Origin of the sequence: Bacteroides sp. HMSC067B03 (assembly GCF_001811315.1) — a bacterium.
Lineage (GTDB): Bacteria > Bacteroidota > Bacteroidia > Bacteroidales > Bacteroidaceae > Bacteroides > Bacteroides faecis.
This window is the reverse complement of record NZ_KV804406.1, coordinates 37467-60912: the sequence shown is the minus strand read 5'-3', so window position 1 is coordinate 60912 and position 23446 is coordinate 37467. Positions and strand designations below refer to the sequence as shown.

The 23446-nt window shown below is 47.8% G+C and carries 28 protein-coding genes, 1 tRNA gene and 2 pseudogenes; 19 read left to right on the top strand and 12 right to left on the bottom strand.

What is annotated here, in order from left to right:
* Window positions 1-34 precede the first annotated feature (34 nt).
* The 12 genes and pseudogenes from HMPREF2794_RS28535 to HMPREF2794_RS17645 form a co-directional block, all read left to right on the top strand.
* Window positions 35-163: pseudogene (locus tag HMPREF2794_RS28535) on the top strand (TraG family conjugative transposon ATPase); the annotation flags it as partial.
* A gap of 34 nt (window positions 164-197) precedes the next feature.
* Complete coding sequence (locus HMPREF2794_RS17695; protein WP_004348448.1) at window positions 198-578, top strand: DUF3876 domain-containing protein; 381 nt, start codon at window positions 198-200, stop codon at window positions 576-578.
* Window positions 579-601: 23 nt separating this feature from the next.
* Complete coding sequence (locus HMPREF2794_RS17690; RefSeq protein WP_002560978.1) at window positions 602-1231, top strand: DUF4141 domain-containing protein; 630 nt, start codon at window positions 602-604, stop codon at window positions 1229-1231.
* A gap of 4 nt (window positions 1232-1235) precedes the next feature.
* Window positions 1236-2240 carry a conjugative transposon protein TraJ gene (gene traJ, locus HMPREF2794_RS17685; RefSeq protein ID WP_002560977.1) on the top strand — a complete coding sequence of 335 codons (1005 nt, stop codon included), beginning with the start codon at window positions 1236-1238 and terminating at the stop codon, window positions 2238-2240.
* A 31-nt stretch (window positions 2241-2271) separates the two neighbouring features.
* Window positions 2272-2895: a conjugative transposon protein TraK gene (gene traK, locus HMPREF2794_RS17680; RefSeq protein WP_004348447.1), complete on the top strand. Its 624-nt coding sequence runs from the start codon at window positions 2272-2274 to the stop codon at window positions 2893-2895.
* Between the two features lie 39 nt (window positions 2896-2934).
* Window positions 2935-3222 carry a TraL conjugative transposon family protein gene (locus tag HMPREF2794_RS17675; protein ID WP_004348446.1) on the top strand — a complete coding sequence of 96 codons (288 nt, stop codon included), beginning with the start codon at window positions 2935-2937 and terminating at the stop codon, window positions 3220-3222.
* Window positions 3203-4549, top strand: coding sequence for a conjugative transposon protein TraM (gene traM, locus HMPREF2794_RS17670; protein ID WP_004348445.1), 1347 nt, complete (start codon window positions 3203-3205; stop codon window positions 4547-4549). Before HMPREF2794_RS17675 ends, traM begins: the two co-directional genes overlap by 20 nt.
* Window positions 4550-4597: 48 nt before the next feature.
* Window positions 4598-5587 (top strand): conjugative transposon protein TraN, encoded by a 990-nt coding sequence (gene traN, locus HMPREF2794_RS17665; RefSeq protein ID WP_004348444.1) that lies wholly within the window; start codon window positions 4598-4600, stop codon window positions 5585-5587.
* Window positions 5588-5589: 2 nt separating this feature from the next.
* Window positions 5590-6165, top strand: a complete 576-nt coding sequence (locus HMPREF2794_RS17660) for a conjugal transfer protein TraO (RefSeq protein WP_004348443.1) — start codon at window positions 5590-5592, stop codon at window positions 6163-6165.
* Window positions 6166-6172: 7 nt separating this feature from the next.
* Window positions 6173-7074: pseudogene (locus tag HMPREF2794_RS17655) on the top strand (toprim domain-containing protein).
* Entirely contained in the window at window positions 7071-7574 is a 504-nt protein-coding gene (locus HMPREF2794_RS17650) for a DUF3872 domain-containing protein (protein WP_004348441.1), read from the top strand. The pseudogene HMPREF2794_RS17655 and the gene HMPREF2794_RS17650 overlap by 4 nt, the downstream one beginning before the upstream one ends.
* Window positions 7571-8098 carry a glycoside hydrolase family protein gene (locus HMPREF2794_RS17645; RefSeq protein WP_007487610.1) on the top strand — a complete coding sequence of 176 codons (528 nt, stop codon included), beginning with the start codon at window positions 7571-7573 and terminating at the stop codon, window positions 8096-8098. The genes HMPREF2794_RS17650 and HMPREF2794_RS17645 overlap by 4 nt, the downstream gene beginning before the upstream one ends.
* A 61-nt stretch (window positions 8099-8159) precedes the next feature.
* Here HMPREF2794_RS17645 and HMPREF2794_RS17640 read toward each other — a convergent pair whose 3' ends face one another.
* The 10 genes from HMPREF2794_RS17640 to HMPREF2794_RS17600 all read right to left on the bottom strand — a co-directional run bounded on the left by HMPREF2794_RS17640 (window position 8160) and on the right by HMPREF2794_RS17600 (window position 12967).
* Window positions 8160-8372 (bottom strand): hypothetical protein, encoded by a 213-nt coding sequence (locus HMPREF2794_RS17640; protein WP_007487609.1) that lies wholly within the window; start codon window positions 8370-8372, stop codon window positions 8160-8162.
* A 23-nt stretch (window positions 8373-8395) separates the two neighbouring features.
* Window positions 8396-9466, bottom strand: coding sequence for a hypothetical protein (locus HMPREF2794_RS17635; RefSeq protein WP_004348439.1), 1071 nt, complete (start codon window positions 9464-9466; stop codon window positions 8396-8398).
* A gap of 159 nt (window positions 9467-9625) precedes the next feature.
* Window positions 9626-9934, bottom strand: a complete 309-nt coding sequence (locus tag HMPREF2794_RS17630; RefSeq protein WP_004348438.1) for a hypothetical protein — start codon at window positions 9932-9934, stop codon at window positions 9626-9628.
* A gap of 52 nt (window positions 9935-9986) precedes the next feature.
* Window positions 9987-10289, bottom strand: a complete 303-nt coding sequence (locus tag HMPREF2794_RS17625; RefSeq protein ID WP_009037596.1) for a DUF6956 domain-containing protein — start codon at window positions 10287-10289, stop codon at window positions 9987-9989.
* On the bottom strand, window positions 10229-10459 hold the full coding sequence (locus tag HMPREF2794_RS17620) for a DUF3873 domain-containing protein (RefSeq protein WP_007487606.1): 231 nt from the start codon (window positions 10457-10459) through the stop codon (window positions 10229-10231). Before HMPREF2794_RS17620 ends, HMPREF2794_RS17625 begins: the two co-directional genes overlap by 61 nt.
* A gap of 19 nt (window positions 10460-10478) precedes the next feature.
* Window positions 10479-10736 carry a hypothetical protein gene (locus HMPREF2794_RS17615; RefSeq protein ID WP_007487603.1) on the bottom strand — a complete coding sequence of 86 codons (258 nt, stop codon included), beginning with the start codon at window positions 10734-10736 and terminating at the stop codon, window positions 10479-10481.
* Between the two features lie 24 nt (window positions 10737-10760).
* Window positions 10761-12092, bottom strand: a complete 1332-nt coding sequence (locus HMPREF2794_RS17610) for a PcfJ domain-containing protein (RefSeq protein WP_007487601.1) — start codon at window positions 12090-12092, stop codon at window positions 10761-10763.
* Entirely contained in the window at window positions 12089-12505 is a 417-nt protein-coding gene (locus tag HMPREF2794_RS17605; RefSeq protein WP_007487599.1) for a PcfK-like family protein, read from the bottom strand. The genes HMPREF2794_RS17610 and HMPREF2794_RS17605 overlap by 4 nt, the downstream gene beginning before the upstream one ends.
* A 13-nt stretch (window positions 12506-12518) precedes the next feature.
* The gene (locus tag HMPREF2794_RS27925) at window positions 12519-12740 is read right to left on the bottom strand and encodes a hypothetical protein (RefSeq protein ID WP_004348431.1); all 222 of its coding nucleotides are present in this window, start codon (window positions 12738-12740) and stop codon (window positions 12519-12521) included.
* An 11-nt stretch (window positions 12741-12751) separates the two neighbouring features.
* Entirely contained in the window at window positions 12752-12967 is a 216-nt protein-coding gene (locus HMPREF2794_RS17600) for a hypothetical protein (protein ID WP_004348429.1), read from the bottom strand.
* A gap of 295 nt (window positions 12968-13262) precedes the next feature.
* On the opposite strand from HMPREF2794_RS17600, the gene HMPREF2794_RS29020 reads away from it, so the two are divergent.
* From HMPREF2794_RS29020 to HMPREF2794_RS17580, 5 genes are all read left to right on the top strand, one after another.
* A complete protein-coding gene (locus HMPREF2794_RS29020) occupies window positions 13263-13526 on the top strand; it encodes a hypothetical protein (protein WP_025813562.1) in 264 nt (87 codons plus the stop codon).
* A gap of 109 nt (window positions 13527-13635) precedes the next feature.
* Window positions 13636-13857: a hypothetical protein gene (locus HMPREF2794_RS29960; RefSeq protein ID WP_009037599.1), complete on the top strand. Its 222-nt coding sequence runs from the start codon at window positions 13636-13638 to the stop codon at window positions 13855-13857.
* 286 nt (window positions 13858-14143) lie between these two features.
* Complete coding sequence (locus HMPREF2794_RS17590) at window positions 14144-14950, top strand: hypothetical protein (RefSeq protein ID WP_055271518.1); 807 nt, start codon at window positions 14144-14146, stop codon at window positions 14948-14950.
* 30 nt (window positions 14951-14980) lie between these two features.
* The gene (locus HMPREF2794_RS17585; protein WP_010539363.1) at window positions 14981-15655 is read left to right on the top strand and encodes an inorganic diphosphatase; all 675 of its coding nucleotides are present in this window, start codon (window positions 14981-14983) and stop codon (window positions 15653-15655) included.
* Window positions 15585-18530 carry a bifunctional fucokinase/fucose-1-phosphate guanylyltransferase gene (locus tag HMPREF2794_RS17580; RefSeq protein WP_074759666.1) on the top strand — a complete coding sequence of 982 codons (2946 nt, stop codon included), beginning with the start codon at window positions 15585-15587 and terminating at the stop codon, window positions 18528-18530. Before HMPREF2794_RS17585 ends, HMPREF2794_RS17580 begins: the two co-directional genes overlap by 71 nt.
* A 61-nt stretch (window positions 18531-18591) precedes the next feature.
* On the opposite strand, the gene HMPREF2794_RS17575 is transcribed toward HMPREF2794_RS17580, so the two are convergent.
* Window positions 18592-18664: transfer RNA gene (locus tag HMPREF2794_RS17575), tRNA-Arg, on the bottom strand.
* A 219-nt stretch (window positions 18665-18883) separates the two neighbouring features.
* Here HMPREF2794_RS17575 and asnA point away from each other — a divergent pair.
* Window positions 18884-19921: an aspartate--ammonia ligase gene (asnA, locus tag HMPREF2794_RS17570; protein ID WP_070752082.1), complete on the top strand. Its 1038-nt coding sequence runs from the start codon at window positions 18884-18886 to the stop codon at window positions 19919-19921.
* A 5-nt stretch (window positions 19922-19926) separates the two neighbouring features.
* A complete protein-coding gene (gene ung / locus HMPREF2794_RS17565) occupies window positions 19927-20589 on the top strand; it encodes a uracil-DNA glycosylase (RefSeq protein WP_010539366.1) in 663 nt (220 codons plus the stop codon).
* A gap of 121 nt (window positions 20590-20710) precedes the next feature.
* Here ung and HMPREF2794_RS17560 read toward each other — a convergent pair whose 3' ends face one another.
* Complete coding sequence (locus tag HMPREF2794_RS17560) at window positions 20711-23422, bottom strand: putative LPS assembly protein LptD (protein WP_070752080.1); 2712 nt, start codon at window positions 23420-23422, stop codon at window positions 20711-20713.
* Between the last annotated feature and the right edge of the window lie 24 nt (window positions 23423-23446).

Sequence of the window (23446 nt, the reverse complement as noted above, 5' to 3'; positions counted from 1 at the left end):
AGAAATATGACAAGGCGCTGGGTGCTTAGCCTACGCGTACACCACCGAGGAAACGGAGAAAGTGGAGGTTTACCATCTGGCGGAGAAGTTGGGCGGCGACATCGAAGCCGCCATCCGGCAACTTGCCGAGAAGCGGAGAAACAAGGAAACAACCAACAATTAAAAATGAATTTATCAACGAAAAAAGAAAAATGCGTATGAATTTACAGACAGTGAAAATGCTGCAAGTCAGCAAGTGTCTGATCGGATTGGCGGTCATGATGCTGCAATCCTGCGACGTGGCCGACAACCTCCGTGATATGCTGTGCGGGAACTGGGAGAGCGTGGAGGGGAAGCCCGATGTGCTTATCTACAAGGAGGGCGAAGCCTACAAGGTGACGGTGTTCCGCCGGAGCGGTCTGCGCCGCAAGCTGAAACCGGAAACCTATCTCTTGCAGGAGGAAAACGGCAACCTGTTCATGAACACCGGCTTCCGCATCGACGTGTCCTACAACGAGGCCACGGACGTGCTGACCTTCTCGCCGGGCGGCGACTATGTGCGGGTGAAACCGCAGCCGGGACACCCGACAGAAGAATAACAACCACTAAAATCCAAAGTAACATGAGAACAAGAATAACAATGATTATCTGCCTGTGCCTGCTTTTCGCAGGCAGGGCAAGCGCACAGTGGGTCGTAAGCGATCCGGGCAATCTGGCGCAGGGTATCATCAATGCCTCCAAAAACATCATCCATACCTCCAAGACTGCCACGAACATGGTGAGCAACTTTCAGGAAACGGTGAAAATCTATCAGCAGGGCAAAAAGTATTACGATGCCCTCAAATCGGTGAACAATCTCGTCAAGGACGCCCGCAAGGTGCAGCAGACCATCCTGATGGTAGGCGACATCACCGACATTTATGTAAACAGTTTCCAAAGGATGCTCCGTGATGGAAATTTCAGACCAGAAGAGCTGTCGGCAATCGCTTTCGGTTACACGAAACTGCTGGAAGAGAGCAACGAAGTGTTGACGGAACTGAAGAATGTGGTGAACATCACCACGCTCTCCATGACCGACAAGGAGCGCATGGACGTGGTGGAACGCTGCTACTCCAAAATGAAGCGTTACCGCAACCTTGTGAGCTATTACACCAACAAGAACATCTCCGTGAGTTATCTGCGTGCAAAGAAAAAGAACGACCTCGACCGCATCATGGGGCTGTACGGGAACATGAACGAAAGATACTGGTAAGCCTATGGAGTTCGATAACCTTCATCAGATTTTACGCTCACTTTATGAGCAGATGATGCCGCTATGTGGGGACATGGCGGGTGTGGCGAAAGGCATCGCCGGGCTGGGTGCGCTGTTCTACGTCGCCTACCGGGTATGGCAGTCGCTGGCGAGAGCCGAACCGATAGACGTATTCCCGATGCTCCGTCCTTTTGCCATCGGTCTGTGCATCATGTTCTTCCCGACTGTGGTGCTGGGCACGATAAACAGCATCCTCTCACCCGTTGTACAGGGCACGGCAAAGATGCTGGAGGCGGAAACGCTGGACATGAACCGATACAGGGAGCAGAAGGACAAGCTGGAATACGAGGCGATGGTGCGCAACCCCGAAACCGCCTACCTCGTGTCCAACGAGGAATTTGACAAGCAACTGGAGGAACTCGGCTGGTCGCCCTCCGACATGGTGACGATGGCGGGAATGTATATCGACCGGGGAATGTACAATATGAAGAAGAGCATCCGCGACTTCTTCCGCGAGATACTGGAACTGCTGTTCCAAGCCGCCGCCCTCGTGATAGACACCGTCCGCACCTTCTTTCTCGTGGTGCTGGCGATACTCGGTCCGATAGCCTTCGCCCTGTCGGTATGGGACGGTTTCCAAAGCACGCTCACGCAGTGGATATGCCGCTACATACAGGTCTATCTGTGGCTTCCGGTGTCGGACATGTTCAGCACCATACTGGCGAAGATACAGGTGCTGATGCTGCAAAGCGACATCGAGCGGATGCAGGCAGACCCGAACTTCTCGCTGGATTCGAGCGACGGGGTGTATATCGTGTTCCTCTGCATCGGCATCATCGGCTACTTCACCATTCCCACCGTTGCCGGCTGGATTATCCAAGCCGGAGGCATGGGCGGTTACGGTCGCAACGTGAACCAGATGGCGGGACGAGCCGGAAGCATGGCGGGCAGCGTGGCGGGTGCAGCCGCAGGAAACGTGGTCGGACGTGCCGGGAAACTGCTGAAATAATCAACTGACAATTAAAAACGAATAAACAACAATGGAATTTAAGTCACTTAAAAACATCGAATCATCGTTCAGGCAGATACGCCTGTTCGGTATCGTCTTCCTCTCGCTGTGCGCCGTGGTGACGGTGTGGAGCGTGTGGAACTCCTACCGTTTCGCGGAGAAGCAACGGGAGAAAATCTATGTGTTGGACAACGGCAAATCGCTGATGCTTGCGCTGTCGCAGGATCTGTCGCAGAACCGTCCAGCGGAGGCACGGGAGCATGTGCGCCGCTTCCACGAGCTTTTCTTCACGCTGTCACCTGAAAAAAGCGCGATTGAACACAACGTAAAACGTGCCTTGCTGCTGGCAGACAAGAGCGTGTACCACTATTATTCGGACTTCGCCGAGAAGGGGTACTACAACCGCATCATCGCCGGGAACATCAACCAAGTGTTGAAGGTGGACAGCGTGGTGTGTGACTTCAACGCCTATCCCTACCGTGCCGTGACTTACGCCACGCAGAAAATCATCCGGCAGAGCAACGTCACCGAGCGCAGCCTCGTGACTACCTGCCGCCTGCTGAACGCATCGCGGTCGGACGACAACCCCAATGGCTTCACCATCGAGGGCTTCACCATCATCGAGAACAAGGATTTACAGACAATCAAACGGTAACGGATTATGAAACGGAAAGTAAAAAGTATCAGAAAAACAATGTGGGGCGCATACTGGAAGCTCCACGACAAACGGAAACGGCTGGTGGCAAGGCTCAAAGGGTATTTGGACGGTTTGCCGCCGGAAACACGCCGCCGCATCATGCTGGGGATGCTCGCCGCCTTCGCGGTGCTTGCCCTCTATACCTTCGGCAGAGCCGTCTATGACATCGGCAGAAACGACGGCTCACGCATGGAAACGGGACACGCCGGACGGGTGGAACTGCCGACCCCGGTGGAAACAGACAATCACTTAACACCTTATTCATATGGAACAGACGAAGAATGAACCGACGAAAGAGAACAAAGCCGCTCCCGACACGGGAAAGCCGAAAAAGGGGCGCGAACCGCTGACAGAGGCTCAGCGGCTGAAACGGCAGAAGATGATCGTGTTGCCCGCTATGGTGCTGGTCTTCATTGGGGCGATGTGGCTGATATTCGCCCCGTCCTCCGGCAAGGAACAACCGCCGGGAACGGACGGATACAACACCGAAATGCCCGACGCTGACAAGGCGAACAAGCAGATTATCGGCGACAAGTTGAAAGCCTACGAGCATGGGGAGATGGAAGAGCGTCAGGAGAGCCGCAACCGTACCATCGGGCAGTTGAGCGACATGTTCGACCGCGAGATAGCGGGAACGGAGGACGGAACGAACTTCGACCTCGCCAATCCGGGCGGCAAGGAGGAAAAGGCACAGCCTGCCGCACCGCAGACTATCCAATCCTCCGCTGCCGCCTACCGTGACCTGAACGCCACCCTCGGCAACTTCTACGAACAGCCGAAGAACGACAATGCCGAGATGGATGAGCTGTTGGAGCGCATCGCCTCGCTGGAATCGGAACTGGAAAGCGAAAAAGGCAGGACTTCATCTATGGACGAACAGGTGGCACTTATGGAGAAGTCCTATGAGCTGGCGGCAAAGTACATGGGCGGTCAGAACGGAGGAAAGCCGGAACAGGCGGCAGAGCCTTCCACCGTGCAGAAGGGAAAGAAGAACACGGCGACACCCGTAAGGCAAGTGACCCGCCAAATCGTTTCCTTCCTTGCACAGCCCATGAGCAACGCGGAGTTTGTCGCCACCTTCTCGCAGGAACGCAACCGGGGGTTCAACACGGCTGTCGGCACTACAGAGGTATCGGACCGGAACACCATACCGGCGTGTGTGCATGGGGCGCAGAGCGTGACGGATGGGCAGACAGTAAGGCTTCGCCTGCTGGAGCCTATGGCGGTGGCGGGCAGGACAATCCCCCGCAATGCGGTGGTGGTCGGCACGGGCAAGATACAGGGGGAACGGCTCGACATCGAGATTACCTCGCTGGAATATGACGGTACGATTATCCCCGTGGAGCTTGCGGTCTATGACACGGACGGACAGCCCGGCATCTTCATCCCGAACTCGATGGAGATGAACGCCGTCAGGGAGGTCGCCGCCAACATGGGAGGTTCGTTGGGTAGCAGCATCAACATCTCCACCAATGCCGGGGCGCAGCTCGCCTCCGACTTGGGCAAGGGGCTGATACAAGGCACAAGCCAGTACATAGCCAAGAAAATGCGAACCGTAAAGGTGCATCTGAAAGCCGGGTACAGGGTTATGCTCTATCAGGAAAAGGACTGAAAACAATAATCAATCAAAAAAACATTTACCACTAAAAATCCAAAAGTAATGAGAAAAGTAATCATCATGTTTGCCCTCGCTATGGGCATCGCATCTGCCCACGCGCAGGAGAATGTAACCGTTGAAACAACCAACGGAAGTAATGAACAGCCGACCTTGACAAAGGAGGTCTATCCGCAGAAGGAGGCGGACGGCGACCTGTATCACGGGCTGTCACGCAAGCTGACCTTCGACCGCATGATACCGCCGCACGGTCTGGAAGTGACCTACGACAAGACTGTCCACGTCATCTTTCCGGCGGAGGTGCGCTATGTCGATTTAGGCTCGCCCGACCTGATTGCCGGGAAAGCCGACGGAGCGGAGAACGTCATCCGCGTGAAGGCTACCGTGAGAAATTTTCCCAACGAAACGAATATGTCCGTCATCACGGAAGACGGCAGTTTCTACACCTTCAACGTGAAGTACGCCGCCGAACCGCTGTTGCTCAACGTGGAGATGTGCGACTTCATCCATGACGGCAGCACGGTGAACCGCCCGAACAACGCGCAGGAAATCTATCTGAAAGAGCTGGGCAGCGAAAGCCCGATGCTGGTGCGCCTTATCATGAAGTCCATCCACAAACAGAACAAACGGGAGGTGAAGCATATCGGCTGCAAGCGTTTCGGCATCCAGTATCTTCTCAAAGGCATCTACACGCATAACGGATTGCTCTATTTCCACACGGAGATAAAGAACCAGAGCAACGTGCCTTTCGATGTGGACTATATCACATGGAAAATCGTGGACAAGAAGGTGGCGAAGCGTACCGCCATGCAGGAGCAGATCATCCTGCCGCTCCGAGCGCAGAACTACGCCACCCTCGTGCCGGGCAAGAAAAGTGAACGCACGGTCTTCACGATGGCTAAGTTCACCATCCCCGACGACAAATGCCTTGTGGTGGAACTGAACGAGAAGAACGGCGGCCGTCACCAGTCCTTCGTGATTGAGAACGAGGATTTGGTACGCGCGGGTACCATCAACGAACTTCAAGTACGCTGACCATGAGAAAGTACATCGCAATAATCATCGCGTCGCTTGCCCTTTTCACGGGGCAGGCGCACGCCCAGCGATGCCTGCCGAAAATGCAGGGTATCGAGGTGAGGGCGGATATGGCGGATGGCTTTAATCCCGGCGGCAAGGATGGCGGGTACAGTTTCGGGGCGGCACTCTCCACTTACACGAAGAAGGGGAACAAGTGGGTGTTCGGTGGCGAATACCTCCTGAAGAACAACCCCTATAAGGACACCAAGATACCCGTGGCGCAGTTCACGGCGGATGGCGGATATTACTTCAAGATACTGTCGGACGCCCGAAAAATCGTGTTCGTCTATGCTGGGGCTTCGGCTCTCGCCGGATATGAGTCTGTGAATTGGGGGAAGAAAATGCTGCATGACGGCTCCACGCTGCACGACCGGGACGCCTTCATCTACGGCGGCGCGCTGACGCTCGATGTGGAATGCTACGTGGCAGACCGTATAGCCCTGCTTGCCAATCTGCGGGAGCGTTGCCTTTGGGGTGGCGACACGCGGAAGTTTCACACGCAGTTCGGGGTCGGTATCAAGTTCATCATCAACTGACACGGGCATGGAAAGGACGGAAATAGATGCTGTCAGAAGGATGCCGCTTGCGGATTTTCTCGCACGGCTGGGGCATGAGCCTGTTAGAAGGAGCGGTAACGAGCTGTGGTATCTTGCCCCGTACAGGGGCGAGCGCACACCCTCTTTCCGTGTGAACGTGGCGAAACAGCTCTGGTACGACTTCGGTTTGGGCAAGGGCGGCGACATCTTCACGCTTGCCGGGGAGTTTCTGCAAAGCGATGACTTTAGGACGCAGGCGAAGTTCATAGCGGAAGCCGCCAACATGACGGTGACCGGATGGGAAAAACCCGCCTATCTCCCGAAGCCGATTGAACCCGTCTTTGAGGATGTGGAGGCAGTTCCGTTGTTTCGTTCACCGCTGACGGAGTATCTGGCAGAACGGGGCATCCCTTACGCCATCGCATCCCGTCACTGTTGCCGTCTTAACTACGGCGTTCGTGGGAAACGGTATTTTGCCGTCGGCTTCCCGAACATGGCAGGTGGCTATGAAGTCAGAAGCCGATATTTCAAGGGTTGCATCCCGCCAAAAGATATGTCTTTGGTAATGGCTAAAGAAATTCCGGCTGACGAATGCCTCGTGTTCGAGGGCTTCATGGACTTCCTTTCTGCGGTGACGCTTGGCGTAACCGGTAACGCTGACTGCCTTGTGCTGAACTCCGTCGCCAACGTGGAGAAGGCGGCGGGATTGCTGGACGGCTACGGGCGCATCGACTGTTTCCTTGACCGTGACGAAGCCGGACGGCGGACGCTTGCCGCACTTGTGGGGCGATACGGGGAGCGTGTCACCGACCGTTCCTCCCTCTATGACGGTTGCAAGGACTTGAACAAGTACCTGCAACTGACAACGAAAAATTAAAAAACAACCATCTAAAAATCGAAGAACAATGAACATACTGAACAACAGAAACAAGAGAACATCCATCTTCAAGGCGGTGGCGTTATGCCTGATAGCCGCCGTGTCATTCACCCTCGTATCGTGCGACGACGACATGGACATTCAACAGTCCTATCCCTTCACGGTGGAGGTCATGCCCGTGCCGAACAAGGTGACAAAGGGGCAGACGGTGGAAATCCGCTGTGAGCTGAAAAAGAAGGGCGACTTCGCTAACACGCTTTACACTATCCGCTATTTTCAGTTTGAGGGAGAAGGAAAGTTGAAAATGGACAACGGCATCACCTTCCTGCCCAACGACCGCTACCTGCTGGAGAACGGGAAGTTCCGTCTGTACTACACGGCGGAGGGTGAAGAAGCACACAACTTCATCGTGGTGGTGGAGGACAACTTCGGCAACTCCTTCGAGTTGGAATTTGACTTCAACAACCGGAATGTAAAGGATGACGGTTTGACCATCGTTCCCATCGGCAACTTCAGCCCCTTGTTGAAATGATGCGTGTATTCATGATAATGCTCTGTTCGCTTCTGGCGGTCTGTTCCGTATCTGCACGGACCAGCCGCCAAGAGGAAACGGACGGGCAGGCGGCAATCTACCGTCTGCCACTTATGGAACGGGCTTTTTTATGCTGTCGCTATTTTGAGGGCTGGCACTCAGAAAAACACCATCCATACGTGGGTTGGGGTCACAAACTTTTGCCAAACGAGAAGTATTCAGCACGAACCATGACAAAATGGGACGCGGATGAACTTTTGCGGAAAGACCTGCGCAAATTTGTCGCCATGTTCCGTAAATTCGGAGTTGATTCGACTTTGCTTGGCACGTTAGCTTACAATGTGGGACCGGCGAAGCTGTTAGGCAGCAAGACACTCCCCCAAAGTACCTTAATCAAGAAATTGGAAGCTGGCGACAGGAACATTTACCGTGAGTATATCGCCTTCTGCAACTACAAGGGTAAACGCCACGCCATGCTGCTCAAACGGAGAAAAGCGGAGTTTGCGCTGTTGTATATCCCATAAATGTAAATAGACAAAAGAACCTCCGATGAAACCACAACTTCATCGGAGGTTTTCCGGTTTGTTAAAATTGAATTTTTACTTCTTTCTCTTTAATATGTATCACATCTCCCATAATCGTCATAGGGCACATTTTCCCATTCCAAGGTTCATCATAACATTCATCTTTATCATACTTTTCTTTTTCACAAAACGAATGCAATGGGCATACATAACCATATTTGTGCAATCTCGTTAAATATGAAAATAATGCATTGTGCCCTATTAGTGCCAACATATCATCAGATAATTTTTCGGAATCTATTGAGGATGAAGGTGTGGATTAAAATCGCCACTGTCTGTATAGCTATAAGGCATTCCTAAAAAATCTATTAACGTTTTAATTCGTTCCTTAGATAAGGGTTGGTAATCAGTAATCAAAGTTAAGATAGGAACAAATCCTTTGGCAGGACGAATTCGTTCCAAAACTTCGCCAATATAATCGATTCCGACTCGGACACTTTTAAAAAAGACTTGTTTGAATGTGTCTATAAGAGTATCAAAAAAGTCACAAACTGACATTGCTTTTCCCTTGATGTATATTTTATCTTCATTGACGAACCGTTCAAACAATTCTATTGCAGATAAATCCGGATTTTCATTCGCGTATGCTAAGTTATCTATTAGAACTTCAGCAGGAGAAAGGCTAAACAAAGATATATAGCAAATAGTTATCAGTTTTATATTATCAGATGCTATTGCAGAAAAATGTTGTTCTGCAATAATCTTAATTAAATTATATGGGAGGTCAAATTCTTCATGAGTTGCAGTTTCATCTATGAGCATTTGATACAATGCTGCCATACTCTCCTTAATAATGTTAGCACCCAAAACAATGGTTTGTTTTGAACCATCCGTAAAACTGATATCTAATGTTATTATTGGTAAATTTCTATTATTTACCTTTTTATAGTTTCTATGGATGCAAATCCGTTCACTTACATCTATTTTAAAATTATTTCTCCGTGTATCTGAAAGTGGGCAATATCCTGTTCCACATTCTACAATATCCATTTTATTCTTCAATCCTTGAGAATAATCAATATTTAATGGGAGAGTGATAGTAGATGTAGCATTTTCTACAAAAGCATATGTTTCCGCCATTATATTATATCGAACCATACTATCATATAGTCCCCACGGAGTTGATACATTTTGAAGAAAGTGGATGTATTCATGAACAAGAGTTCCTAATGTTGGGACATCAAGTTCATCGATGTTTCCATCAAAAGAATTGTGAATACGAATCTGCATAAACGCCGGCTGATATTCACCTTTACTATTATTTCGTTCTGTTATGATGTGCTTTTGACTTATTGTTAATTCACACATAATATTACTATGATTATGAGTATCAATACTTTTACAAAGATACTCATAATATTTTATATATCGCTAACAAGCGATTGAAACAAAGGTTTCTTTGCTACTTTCTTTGTCCGCCATCATGCTCACTGAAAGAAAGTAGGGCGGCTCTCGCCGCCCCTCCACTCAAAAGCGTGTGTAAAGTCCCGTCACCATCGTGAACATTTCCTCCAACATATCAAAATAGATGCCCTCGTGTATGGCAATGTCCTTTGTTCTGCTCTCGAATGTCTTTTTGCTGAATGTCCTGCGGTAGAAACGCATATTGTAGAGGTCTGCCCCTGCATCATAGATGATGTCAAGGCGGTTGGCACTTGTCTTGTTCCTTGCAAGGCTCATCCGTAAGCCGTTGCCCATATCTATGAAGTCACGGCTTCCCGTCATGGCGGTGAAGCGTCTTCCGCCTATCTGCTGTAATATCGTCTGTGCTATCATATCCGTTGTTTTAGGGTTTTAAGTGTTGGCGGTGCGGACACCGCCAACTTGTTCAAAATTCTCGCATCTCGGCAATGGGTGTCTGTCGTTGCAGCCACTCTTTCACACACTCCATATTATACTCGCTCGTGATGACTGCCGTATGGCTGTCGGTGGCGGTGAAACGTGTGCTTTCGTAATCATCTATCCACCCTTTGAGGGTGTTCGTTCCCCACGCTTGGGCTTCGTCAAAGATACCGTCCAATGCCGTGATAGGTTCGCTGAATTTGACTATCAGCGTTTGATAGGTCGTGTTCATCGGTTGCCCTCCTTTCCCTGCTTTGCGTTCAGCCACTTGTTCCTTGCGGTTCGGCACTCGTCCAATGTGGGTTTGACACAAGCGAACAGTTCTCCGTCCGTATGGCGGTAGTCGTACTGCACAAGTGTCCGCTTGCGTCTGCCGATACCCGATTGGAAACGCTCATATTTCTCCGTACCTGCTTCCGTACAGGTGCTTACTCCGTTGATGGTCATTCGTGTTGCCATAATGTTGCTTTTTAGATGATTAAAAATGTACTGACAGAACTCTGTCCTTCATCACCATTTCGGGGTTGCTCGTGTAGCGTTGATGCAGGTAGAAATGGTGTGAGCCGAAGCCGTAAAGGAAAAACTTGTCAAGTTCGTGCTTCTCGGCAAACTCCTTCACACTCCTTCTCAATCCCTCCTCACTCGTTGTGAGAGTGAGGAGATTTACAAATTCAATGAACATCGTGGGAATTGCATCATCCCACACACAAATCATGCTTTCGATTCTTACTTCCATATCAATGTTGTTTTAGGGTTTATGCTATGCCGCTTTCATCCGCTCACGGATAAGGTTGGCGTTCTTGTTCACAAGGTCTATGATGCGTTCGTGGTATTCGGTGTCTTGGTTGTACTTGCCGTGGCACTGCACCACCTTGAGTGTCCGCAAATCCACCTCTACGGTTTCAATTATCTCACCGCCAATCCTTGCCGAGAGTATGAGGGTGTCGGCTTTCTTGTAGTATTCACTGCCGAACACGCAGATGTTCTGTGCCTTGCCCTCGCTGTAATACTCGTCTATGCTTTCAAGCACCTTGATGATTATTTCCTCGTCCGTGATTACCAATCCGAAGAATTTGGATTTGTTGGCGATGAAATCCTCCGCATCTTTTTCCCTTTGCAGTTGCCGCTGTTGCTCACGCTCACGCCTTTCAATCTCCCAGCGGCGGCGTTGCTCTGCTCGTTCCTTCTCGTGTATGGTTTCAATCTTTCGGGTTGCGTTGTCGTGTGCCGCCATGAAATCTTCGGGGCAGATGTTCTTCGGGTTGCGGAGGTCTTGACCGAGTTTGTTGAGCATACGCAAATAGTCGCACCACATGGAGAAGTTGTCTATCAGATACTTGTGACGCTTGGCAATCAGATATGATGCCCAGCATTCATCGGCAGTACGGGCATTGAAAATAAAGTGTTTCATAACCTCAATCTCACCGCCTTTCATAAGGGTTTCAATTCTTGGGTCAGAAAGCAAGGCTTTGAAAAGACGCACGGGGGAAATGCCGTGGAAATCGCCCTTGAAGCCGTTACGTCTGAGTTGAGGTAATACCCTCATTTTGGGATATGCACAGCTTCTTGCCACAACATCATCGTATAGGCTGTTGTGCGGTCTTATCTCCATCGCGCTGCACAATGCCCATACATCGCAGTAATAGAATGTGAAGCCACGGAGCAACGCCATGTCTGTAACCTTACCGTCGGGTGAAATCCAACGCTGCACAACCTCGTGGCAGTAGAATTGCATCGGCTCGCCTTTCCTGCTTTCGCATCTGACCTGCGCCACACGGATTACCTGATAGCCTTTGCAGATGGTTATCACGCTGAAATATTGCGTTTCCTTGTAGATACGTTTGCGTGTGTCCTGCACTTTGAGTTTGGCATGGCATTGGGAACAGGTGCAACCTTCAAGGGTGTCGCATAGTCCACTGTCACTGTGCCACTCGTGACCGCAGTCGGAGCAGGTAATGTTCCCTTTCTTGGTGCGGTAGCCGATATGTTCAACGCAGTGGCGGTATGCCCATTCAATTTGTGTCGTTGATATGGGGCGGAGGTTGGCTGAAAGTCTTGCCACCTCTTTCTGTATCTTGGTCTTCGGTTTCATAAGCCTAAATCAAATAATGAGGGTTGGGGGTGGTTTTCTTTTCTCGCTGACGGTCTGTTGCGGTTCTGCAACTTGCGGAGTTCCTCCTCTTGGTATCTGCGGACTGCATTCTGACGTGCCTCCGCCTTTTCCTCTTCCGTGAGTTCCACAACATGGTTCACCACCACTTGGCAGTTCATAGGTTTGCCCACCTCTATCTCGTTTTCCTCATAGTAGTGGATGGCTTGCCCGAATATCTCTCCGTCCGTGAAGCCGTTGCAACCACTTTTCTGCACATGGTTCAGAATGTGGGTCACGCACTCGTCTATGTTCTTGGCAGGGTTGCGGTACTTCTTCGCAAAGAGCGTATCTTCCTCCGCCCGCTGTTCCAGATACATTTGTATCGTTCTTTTGAAATGGTCTGTTCCTTTCATATCGCTGTCGTTTTTAGATTGTCTGTTTAAGTATCTCTCTCCAATAGGTCGGCTCTACCTCGCTGAGAAGGAAGTCCATGAAGTCCCTCCGTGCGTCTTTGTTTAGTTCGTGGTACAATCTTCGGAACGTTTCAAAATTGCCGTTGATGTACGTTTCCACCATATACACGAAGATGTTGTCCACCTCGTAATATCTGCACTGCTGCGCTACCGTCTTGCTGTTTCTCTTTGTCATGTCGGTAAGGGTTAAAGAGTTAATGACCAAAGGATGAAGCCGAAGTAGGCAATGGTGGAAAGGATAGCCACGATTACACCTATCGCCACTCGGAACACTCCGTTTACAATCTCTCTGATGATGCCCCAAAGGATGCCGAACACCCCGAAGGCGGTGCGCATCATCAAGCCGCATATCGCCAACCCGATGTATTGCGCCACTTGTCTGAAATTTGCCGTTGCTGTCATATCTTCGCTGTTTTTAATTTTTTTGTTTTTTATGCGGATTCAAGAGCTGAGGGAGTTGAGTTTCAAACTATCTTATCTGCCTCTCGTTTATCCGACATTTTTTTTATGCGTCTTTCTGTCGCATCGGTCGTTTTCGTTTCGGGTGCTTGAAAAGGTAGGGATTAGGGAATGCAAGGTTTTTCGGGGAAATACTACCCGAAGGGCTGGAGATTTCCGCAGAAAACAGGAGGCTTGACCTTGCTTTCCCGTCCAATCCCGGAATTACCTTTGCGCCCAGAACGAAAATGACTGACTGATGCGGCTTACTGAAAGGCGCAAAATGGAGGTAAACGAAAACAGAGGCAGATTAGGTAGAAAAAACTTTAGGGGAAAATCCGTAAAAAGAGGAAACCGTCTGAAAGAAAAAGACATCACCGGAAGCGTGAAAAGGGCAAACCACGACAAAGGAAGTATGATTGTTTCCGTTCCGACGGAACTTGTCCAGCCGGGCGGCAACAATCATTCTTCCCGGTTTGTCCGGCTGTGTGTGACCGCCTGTTTCATTCATGAGGCAGGCTGACACACTCTGCATTCACTTTCCGCTTCCGGCAAAAGGGACAGCAAAAAAAGAAAAATCATCTGGTAGCCCGTAAAAGCACCTCTTGGCATAGACGCAAAAGAAAGGGGCATTGCGTCATCAGTCTAAACATCGTTTAGGCGTGAGGCAATGCCCTTTTCTCCGGCTATGCGGTAGTCGGCACACGATTGTTCAAAACTCGTTTTTGGCAATGGTGTTCCGACAAACAAAACCGCTTTTACGGAAAAATCTTATGAATGAGGGGATAAAAAACGGGAGTTTATATCAAAATCTCGAATTAAATAGCTACTTTTGCATAGGAAGAGTTCTTTGAAGGTTACGCAATGCGCAGAAAGATAATGCAGTAGATAACTAACTAAATCGTAACCTATTACTATCAAGAGCAATTAACCTACGCTCATTTCCAATAAATTACACTCTTTTCGTAACTTCATAGGACAAAAATACATATTATCTTCTAAACGACAAATTATCATACGATGAATCATCCAAAATCCTAACCAACAACTATCTCCCCCATTCTGCCATATCTCTCATTTTTTATGACTATCTTTGCTTCGTATATCTCTCTTTATCTTAAATTCTAAATATAAAGAACAATGGAAAAATTAATAAGAAGCTCGAATGCAGCGATGTTGTTTATCAGTTTGTCATTACTGATTGTGTTAACTACCGGTTGCCAGGAAGTCAAACTTAAAGCTGCCATTGAAGTAGCCAACAAGCAATGTCCGATGGACATGGGAGAGGCCGGCAAAATCACCAGCATCGTTTACGACGGAGAAAACGTAGTATACACCTTCCAGTTGAATGAAGAGACTGCCAACATCAAAGCATTGCAGAAAAATCCGGAAAGCATGAAGACTTCGATGAAAATCATGTTCCAGAATCCGACAAAAGAAGTAAAAACATTGCTGGACCTTGTTGTTAAGTGCAAAGCAGGTCTGCAGATGATATATATAGGAAAAGATTCAGGAGAGCAGGTAGTTTGCGAACTGACAACAGATGAAATCAAAAACATTCTCAATGCAGATGTCAATGCTTCTGAAAGTGATCTGGCCAAACTGGAATCACAGATACAGATGGCAAACCTGCAATTTCCGATGAAGGCAAGTGAAGAAGTAGTCATCGAAAAGATTGAACTCAGCGATGAATCGGTGATATATATCTGCCGTGTCGATGAAGATTTGTGTGAAATGAGCCAGATCAAAGCCAATGCCAAAGAAGTGAAAGAAGGTATTGTAGGCACCTTAGCCAATCAGACGGATCTTCCCACCCAACTCTTCATCAAATGCTGCGTGAATTGTAATAGAAACATAGTTTACAGATATATCGGCAAACAATCGGAAGATCAGCACGATGTGGTAATCACCGTGTCTGAACTGAAAGATCTGCTGAAAAAAGAATAAATATCAAACAGATTCCATCTAACCCCAATTATGAAAAAGAAACTGAAAGCCGTCCTGTTCGATATGGACGGTGTACTCTTTAATTCCATGCCCTACCACTCCGAAGCTTGGCATCAAGTAATGAAAACTCACGGCCTGAATCTGAGCCGGGAAGAAGCTTATATGCACGAAGGACGAACGGGAGCATCGACTATCAACATTGTATTTCAACGCGAACTGGGCAAAGAAGCCACACAAGAAGAAATAGAAAGTATATACAAAGAAAAAAGTATCCTGTTCAATTCTTACCCGGAAGCAGAGCGTATGCCCGGTGCGTGGGAACTCTTGCAGAAAATAAAAAGCGAAGGACTAACGTCCATGGTAGTCACCGGTTCGGGACAGCTTTCATTGCTGGAACGTTTGGAACACAACTTTCCCGGTATGTTTCACAAGGAACTGATGGTTACCGCTTTTGACGTAAAATACGGTAAGCCTCATCCGGAACCTTATCTGATGGCCCTTAAAAAAGGGGACCTGAAAGCGGACGAAGCAGTAGTGATAGAAAACGCACCATTGGGTGTGGAAGCAGGACATAAGGCAGGCATCTTCACAATCGCGGTAAATACAGGCCCTCTGGACGGGCAAGTATTGCTGGATGCAGGAGCCGATCTGTTGTTCCCTTCTATGCAGGCACTCTGCGATAGTTGGGATACGATTCTTTTATAAACAAATAAACACCGATTCTATTATGCAAAAGTTATTATCTTTACCTCCCAACCTGATTCACAGTTTCCATCAACTGGAAGGAGTAAATCATACCGACTGGTTTTGTACATCAGACCCCGTAGGCAGTAAGTTAGGTTCCGGTGGTGGAACAACCTGGTTATTGCAGGCCTGCCATCAAGCCTTTGCACCGGAAGATAGTTTCAGCAAATGGATTGGAAGCGAGAAAAGAATCCTGTTGCATGCAGGAGGACAGAGCCGCCGTTTGCCCGGCTATGCTCCTTCGGGTAAAATATTGACTCCGATACCTGTTTTCAGTTGGGAGAGAGGACAAAAGCTGGGGCAGAATCTACTGTCATTACAACTTCCTCTGTACGAAAGACTCATGAAACAAGCTCCGGAAGGCTTGAATACACTGATAGCCAGCGGAGATGTATATATCCGTTCGGAGAAACCATTGCAAGACATACCGAATGTAGATGTCGTATGTTATGGCTTATGGGTGAATCCTTCATTAGCTACTCACCACGGTGTATTCGTATCGGATCGCAAGAAACCGGAAGTACTTGACTTCATGCTGCAAAAACCTTCGCTGGAAGAATTGGAAGGATTGTCCAAGACCCATCTTTTCCTGATGGACATCGGCATCTGGATATTAAGTGACCGTGCCGTGGAGGTATTGATGAAACGGTCATTGAAAGAAGGTACGAATGATATCAGTTACTACGACTTATATTCAGATTACGGTCTGGCACTGGGAGAACATCCTAAAACGGCAGACGACGAAGTAAATAAATTATCGGTAGCTATCCTGCCTTTACCCGGAGGAGAGTTTTATCATTTCGGAACAAGCCGGGAACTGATTTCTTCTACACTAGCCATACAGGATAAAGTCCGTGACCAAAGACGTATCATGCACCGGAAAGTAAAACCGAACCCTGCCATCTTTATCCAGAACTCACTTACAAAGGTGGAGCTGTCTGCGGAAAATGCCAATTTATGGATCGAAAACAGCCACGTAGGAAAAGGATGGAAATTAGGTTCCCGCCAGATTATCACAGGGGTTCCCGAAAATCACTGGAATATAGGTGTGCCGGACGGAATCTGCATCGATATCGTTCCCATGGGAGAAACAGGTTTTGTCGCACGTCCTTATGGACTGGACGATGTATTCAAAGGGGCGTTAAGCAACGATTCAACGACCTATCTGGGAATGTCTTTCACACATTGGATGCGAGAAAGAGGAATCAGCCGGGAAGAAATAAAAGGACGTACAGATGACCTGCAAGCAGCCTCTATTTTCCCCGTAATGACTTCTGTCGAAGAACTTGGCATAGTAGTACGCTGGATGATATCCGAACCACAATTAAAAGAAGGAAAAGAGCTATGGCTGAAAGCTGAAAAACTTTCTGCTGACGAGATATCGGCACAGGCTAATCTGGAACGCCTTTATGCACAGCGCAATGCCTTCCGCAAAGATAACTGGAAAGGCTTGTCCGCCAATTACGAAAAGAGTGTATTCTATCAACTTGATTTGCAGGATGCTGCCAATGAATTTATCCGGTTCAACCTGGATGTTCCTGCTATCTTGAAGGAAGATTCCGCCCCCATGCTGCGTATACATAACCGGATGCTCCGGGCACGCATCATGAAACTGCAAGGCAATGACAACTACAAGGAAGAAGAACAAGCTGCCTTCCAACTACTCCGTGACGGGCTACTGGAAGCCGTTGCCGGAAAAACGAACCATCCGAAACTCAATGTTTACTCAGATCAGATAGTATGGGCCCGAAGCCCGGTGCGCATTGATGTTGCAGGAGGATGGACAGACACTCCTCCTTACTCTCTCTACTCAGGAGGAAGTGTAGTCAATCTGGCCATTGAACTGAACGGACAGCCTCCGCTGCAAGTATACGTCAAGCCATGTCCGGAATTCCATATCGTACTTCGTTCTATTGATATGGGAGCCATGGAAGTTATCAGAAGCTACGAGGAACTACAGGATTACAAAAAAGTCGGTTCACCTTTCTCCATTCCAAAGGCAGCACTTACCTTGGCAGGATTCGCTCCGTTATTCGCAGCGGAATCTTACGCATCACTGGAAGAGCACCTGAAAGCTTTCGGCTCAGGACTTGAAATCACCTTATTAGCCGCAATACCGGCAGGTTCGGGACTAGGCACCAGTTCTATCCTTTCATCTACCGTACTCGGAGCTATCAATGACTTCTGCGGACTGGCATGGGACAAGAACGATATCTGCAATTATACACTGGTATTGGAGCAATTGCTTACCACCGGCGGCGGATGGCAAGATCAATACGGCGGTGTATTTCCCGGTGTAAAACTGTTACAGTCCGAATCCGGCTTTGGACAGCATCCATTGGTTCGTTGGTTGCCCGACCAACTCTTTGTGCAACCGGAATACCGGGACTGCCACCTGCTTTACTATACAGGTATCACCCGTACAGCAAAAGGAATTCTGGCTGAAATAGTCAGCTCTATGTTCCTTAACTCCGGAATGCATCTTAGCTTATTGGCAGAGATGAAAGCCCATGCGATGGATATGAACGAGGCTATTTTACGTGGTAATTTCAACACTTTCGGCAATCTCATCGGCAAAAGCTGGATACAAAATCAAGCATTGGACTCGGGTACGAATCCACCGGCGGTAGCAGCCATTATCGAACAAATTAAAGATTATACATTAGGATATAAATTACCCGGTGCAGGCGGTGGCGGTTACTTATATATGGTAGCTAAAGATCCGCAAGCAGCAGGACATATCCGCCGGATACTGACCGAGCACGCCCCTAACCCGCGTGCACGCTTTGTTGAAATGACACTTTCTGACAAGGGACTACAAGTATCAAGAAGCTAAGAAGAAGGTATATAGATACAAAAATCCCTTGATAATAGCTGATTATCAAGGGATTTCCATGTGACCCCGGTGCGATTCAAACGCACGACCTTCAGAACCGGAATCTGACGCTCTATTCACTAAGCTACGGGGCCATTTCCTAAATGCGATGACAAAAGTATAAAAAATCTTCTCATCTTCCTAATGATTCATCTTTTTTTATAGTTCTTAAGTCACCGGCACTCCTTGACCTTCTGTTATTTTGAAATGCTTTATAGCATATAGTTTATCAATTTGACAATCTTTTAGAGAATATCCAATACAGATATTAATATTATTCCTATCTTTGCCGACAATTAACAATCAACAATCCTATGAGTTACTTGATAAAACCAAAGAACTATAAACCGTTACTCGACTTAAAACAAACAGAGTTGGGAATCAAACAAATAAAAGAGTTCTTCCAGTTAAACCTGTCATCAGAATTGCGCCTCAGACGCGTAACAGCCCCGCTTTTCGTATTGAAAGGCATGGGTATCAATGACGATTTGAATGGTATAGAACGTCCTGTTTCATTCCCGATCAAGGATTTAGGTGACGCACAAGCAGAAGTCGTTCATTCATTAGCAAAATGGAAAAGATTAACCCTCGCCGATTACAATATCGAACCGGGATACGGTATCTACACCGACATGAACGCCATCCGTTCTGACGAAGAACTCGGAAACCTTCACTCGCTCTATGTAGACCAATGGGACTGGGAACGCGTCATCACCAACGAAGACAGAAACGTAGAATTCCTGAAAGAGATCGTAAACCGTATCTACGCAGCCATGATCCGCACAGAATACATGGTATACGAAATGTATCCTCAGATCAAACCCTGTCTGCCACAGAAGTTACATTTCATCCATTCGGAAGAATTGCGCCAGCTTTATCCGAACCTTGAACCCAAATGCCGTGAGCATGCCATCTGCCAGAAATACGGTGCCGTGTTTATCATCGGTATCGGCTGCAAACTGAGTGATGGCAAAAAGCATGACGGACGTGCACCGGACTACGATGATTATACATCGAATGGGCTGAACAACTTGCCGGGGCTCAACGGTGACCTTTTGCTTTGGGACGATGTACTGCAACGTTCCATCGAATTATCTTCCATGGGTGTTCGTGTAGACAGAGAAGCTCTGCAACGTCAGCTCAAAGAAGAAAACGAAGAAGAGAGACTGAAACTTTATTTCCACAAACGACTGATGGACGACACACTTCCCCTATCTATCGGTGGCGGTATCGGACAATCCCGTTTGTGTATGTTCTACCTTCGCAAAGCTCATATCGGAGAAATACAAGCCAGCATCTGGCCGGAAAATATGCGCAAAGAATGTGAGGAACTTGATATACACCTTATATAATTGCTATGAATGTACAAATAGAAGAAAGCTGGAAAACACACTTACAACCGGAATTTGAAAAAGACTACTTTCGCACACTGACAGAATTCGTTAAAAGTGAATATAGCCAGTATCAGATTTTTCCTCCGGGAAAGCTGATTTTCAATGCCTTCAACCTCTGTCCTTTCGACAAAGTGAAGGTAGTAATCATCGGACAAGACCCTTACCACGGGCCAGGCCAGGCACACGGACTTTGTTTCTCAGTCAATGACGGAGTTCCTTTCCCTCCTTCTCTGGTAAACATATTCAAAGAGATAAAGGCGGACATAGGCACAGACGCTCCCGCTACCGGAAACCTGACTCGCTGGGCCGAACAAGGAGTATTGCTGCTCAACGCGACTCTGACCGTACGCGCTCATCAGGCAGGCTCTCACCAAAACCGCGGATGGGAAGCCTTTACAGATGCAGCCATTCGTGCGCTGGCAGAAGAAAGAGAACATCTTGTGTTTATCTTGTGGGGAGCTTATGCCCAACGCAAAGGAGCCTTTATCGACCGCAACAAGCATCTGGTACTCAGCTCCGCCCACCCTTCTCCCCTCTCTGCCTATAATGGTTTCTTCGGCAACAAACATTTCAGCCGGGCAAACGATTATCTGAAGGCAAACGGAGAAACGGAAATTGTATGGTAATCATCATCTGATCAATCAGAATCAAGACATAAAGAAAATGGCTGCATCATCCCAAAGATCATGCAGCCATTTTTATATTTTAGTCCTACCGGGGCTTATTCCCGATTCTTCATTCCATTTATTAATACCACTGAATATTACTTTGCGTCTGGCTTCTCTGCTCATACTTCAAGTCCTGAAGAATACTTGCATTGGCACGAATGGTAACATTGTAGTATTTCCAACGTCCGAATGGCGAAAGACTGGCAGAAAGGTTAAAGCAGTGCAAGTCACGCGAAATCGTACAAGAAGTCTGCGTAATCTCTTTTGCCTGGAAGTCGTAACCCGAATTGAATGAAAGCGACCAGTTGTTGGAAATCTTCACATTTCCATTCATATTAATATTGTGGGTATAAGTAAACGGATAACGCATGGAATAGCGATTGATAGGCTTCGTTCTGTCTTCACGAATATTGAACGAATAACTGAAACTTAAAGACCAAGGCATCTTGAATACCTGATAACCATCCGGGTCGGCCTGTGCCTTCTCCACCTTCTTGGTGGTAGTTCCATCTTCCGTACCTTCAGAATCCTCACCGTCTCCGTCTTCCGAGTCCTTCTTGTTTTTATCCTGTTCAGCGTCTTCCTTCGGACCAAACCACTTCTTCCAGGTATCATTATTAAAAGTATAGTTAAAAGAAGAACCATATCCCTGGAAACGTCCGAAACGTCCATAAGACCATTCAGTACGATTACTGGGCACTACATTACCGTTCTTATCGAAAGCATAAGCATAAGTAGCGAATGAAGCGTTCATATTGAAAGTATAGTTCTTGGTCAGCTTCATACGGATATTCAAACTCAAATCACTCCAAGGTCTTTCTTTCGCTGCCATATTATAGGACATATTTGCGCTCAAATCATCAATCAGACTGACCTTTTTGAGCGTATCCTTCTTGGCATCATAATACTTCATTTCCAGATTGTTGGACAGAGAGAAGCTAACCGTTCCCGAACCTTCACGTGAAGGAACTCCAAAAGGCTGTCCGGTAAAAGGAGAATAGTATTGTGTATTGCCGTTATAATCTGTGTATTCCTCCCAATACTTGCTGAATCCGGGAGCTCCGCTAAGACTTACTTGTGGAGTAACAACGTGACGGATCTGTATCTCTTTCTTCTTCATGAAAAGAGGCTTGTACATACCATACAGTTTCGTACTCAAACTGATACTGGCAGAATAGTTGGACACCCGATAGAAACCATTAATAGTATCATTCAGATTAGGGTCCAGCTTATGTTCTTCCATATTATATGTCTGGTTCATCTTACGGGTATACCACCGCTCTGTATAGTTGACCGAAGGAGAAACCTGCAAATACTTGAACAGCGTGAAAGTAGCACTGATAGGAATATTATGATTCATCGCATTTTCCCATCCGCTGATTCCGGTCTTGAACAAACGGTCATCTTTTGTTCTGATACTGTTTGTCAGACGTCCCGTATAGCTGATGGAAATCTTTTCATACCAACGCTCGGCTCCGGCAACCTTCTTACGCTTGAAAGGGAAAAGACGGCTCAACGTAATATTAAGGTCGGGGAGCGTCACGGCGATAGAAGAGTCACGCATAGTCTGCGCAATATTGGTAGTTCCGGACAAGGTCAGACCAATATCGGGGAAACTGCGGGAATAGCTGATACTTGAAGTCTTTGTATTCTGAGTCAACAACTGAGAGTTGTAAAGGTTGTTGATGTTAGACCGTTCATAACTACTGGTCGAGAAATTTACACTGGCGGAGAAAGTACTGTTCGGACTTGCCTTAGCATCCTGCCGGTGGTTCCACACCACCTTGAAGTCTTTGGCAACTGTATAATCCGGCATTCCTTTGTCTCCGGTTTTAGTCACCTGATAATCCGCCTGCAAGGTACCGGAATATTTATACCTCTTATTGTAATTTGTCAATCCGGAGAGCCGCCATGAACCTTTCGTGAATATATCTCCTGTGAGTTTCAAGTCCATGATGTCGCTCATAGCAAAGTAATACCCTCCTTCTGCCAGACCGAAACCGCGGCTGGAGTCATCCATATAGGTCGGCATAATGAAGCCTGAAGAATAACTGCTGGAAAAAGGGAAGAAGAAAAAAGGCACAGCCAGCGGCAGAGGAACATCTTCCACCACAAGGTACGCAGGACCTGTTACTACATTCTTTTTGGGACGCACTTTGGCCCTTGTCAGCTGCATGTAGAAGTGAGGATGGTCATGATGGTCACAAGTCGTGTAACGACCGTGCTCCATAAAGATTTCATCATTTGCTCCCTTCTTGGCTCTGCTACCGGTCACATAACCTTCGCCCTGTTGGGTGATGATATCCGTGATTCCCGCTTTTTTACTCTTGAAGTTATAACTGATAGTCTCTGTGTCGTATGCTGTTTCGCCTTCTTTAAAGACAGGTTTACCTTTTATTGTTCCTGTCGTATCTTTAATACCATAGGCATGTACCGTACTACTGTCCAGATTCATGGAAATCACTTCCGCTGCCAGTTCGATATTCTGGTAGTTAACTTTGCCGCTACCATAAAGCGTAGCGGCACCTCCCAACGTGAAAGTGGTGGAGTCGTTAGATTCATAAATAACCGGTGCATCGAGCGGTTGTTTCTTTGTCGGTGCTACAGAGTCGACGCGTACCACAACTGTATCCGCTCTCAACGAATCGTTCCCGTTAAGGGAATCCGTTTGTGCAGTGTTGGAGGCAATCATCCCTCTTCTTCGACGCTGAGACGTAGCCTCATCAGGAAGCATCAGCAAGACAATCAGCAATATGAATGATATAATTATTTTTGCTCTCAATGGCGCCATTAACTAATAGTTTTACGCTTGAAG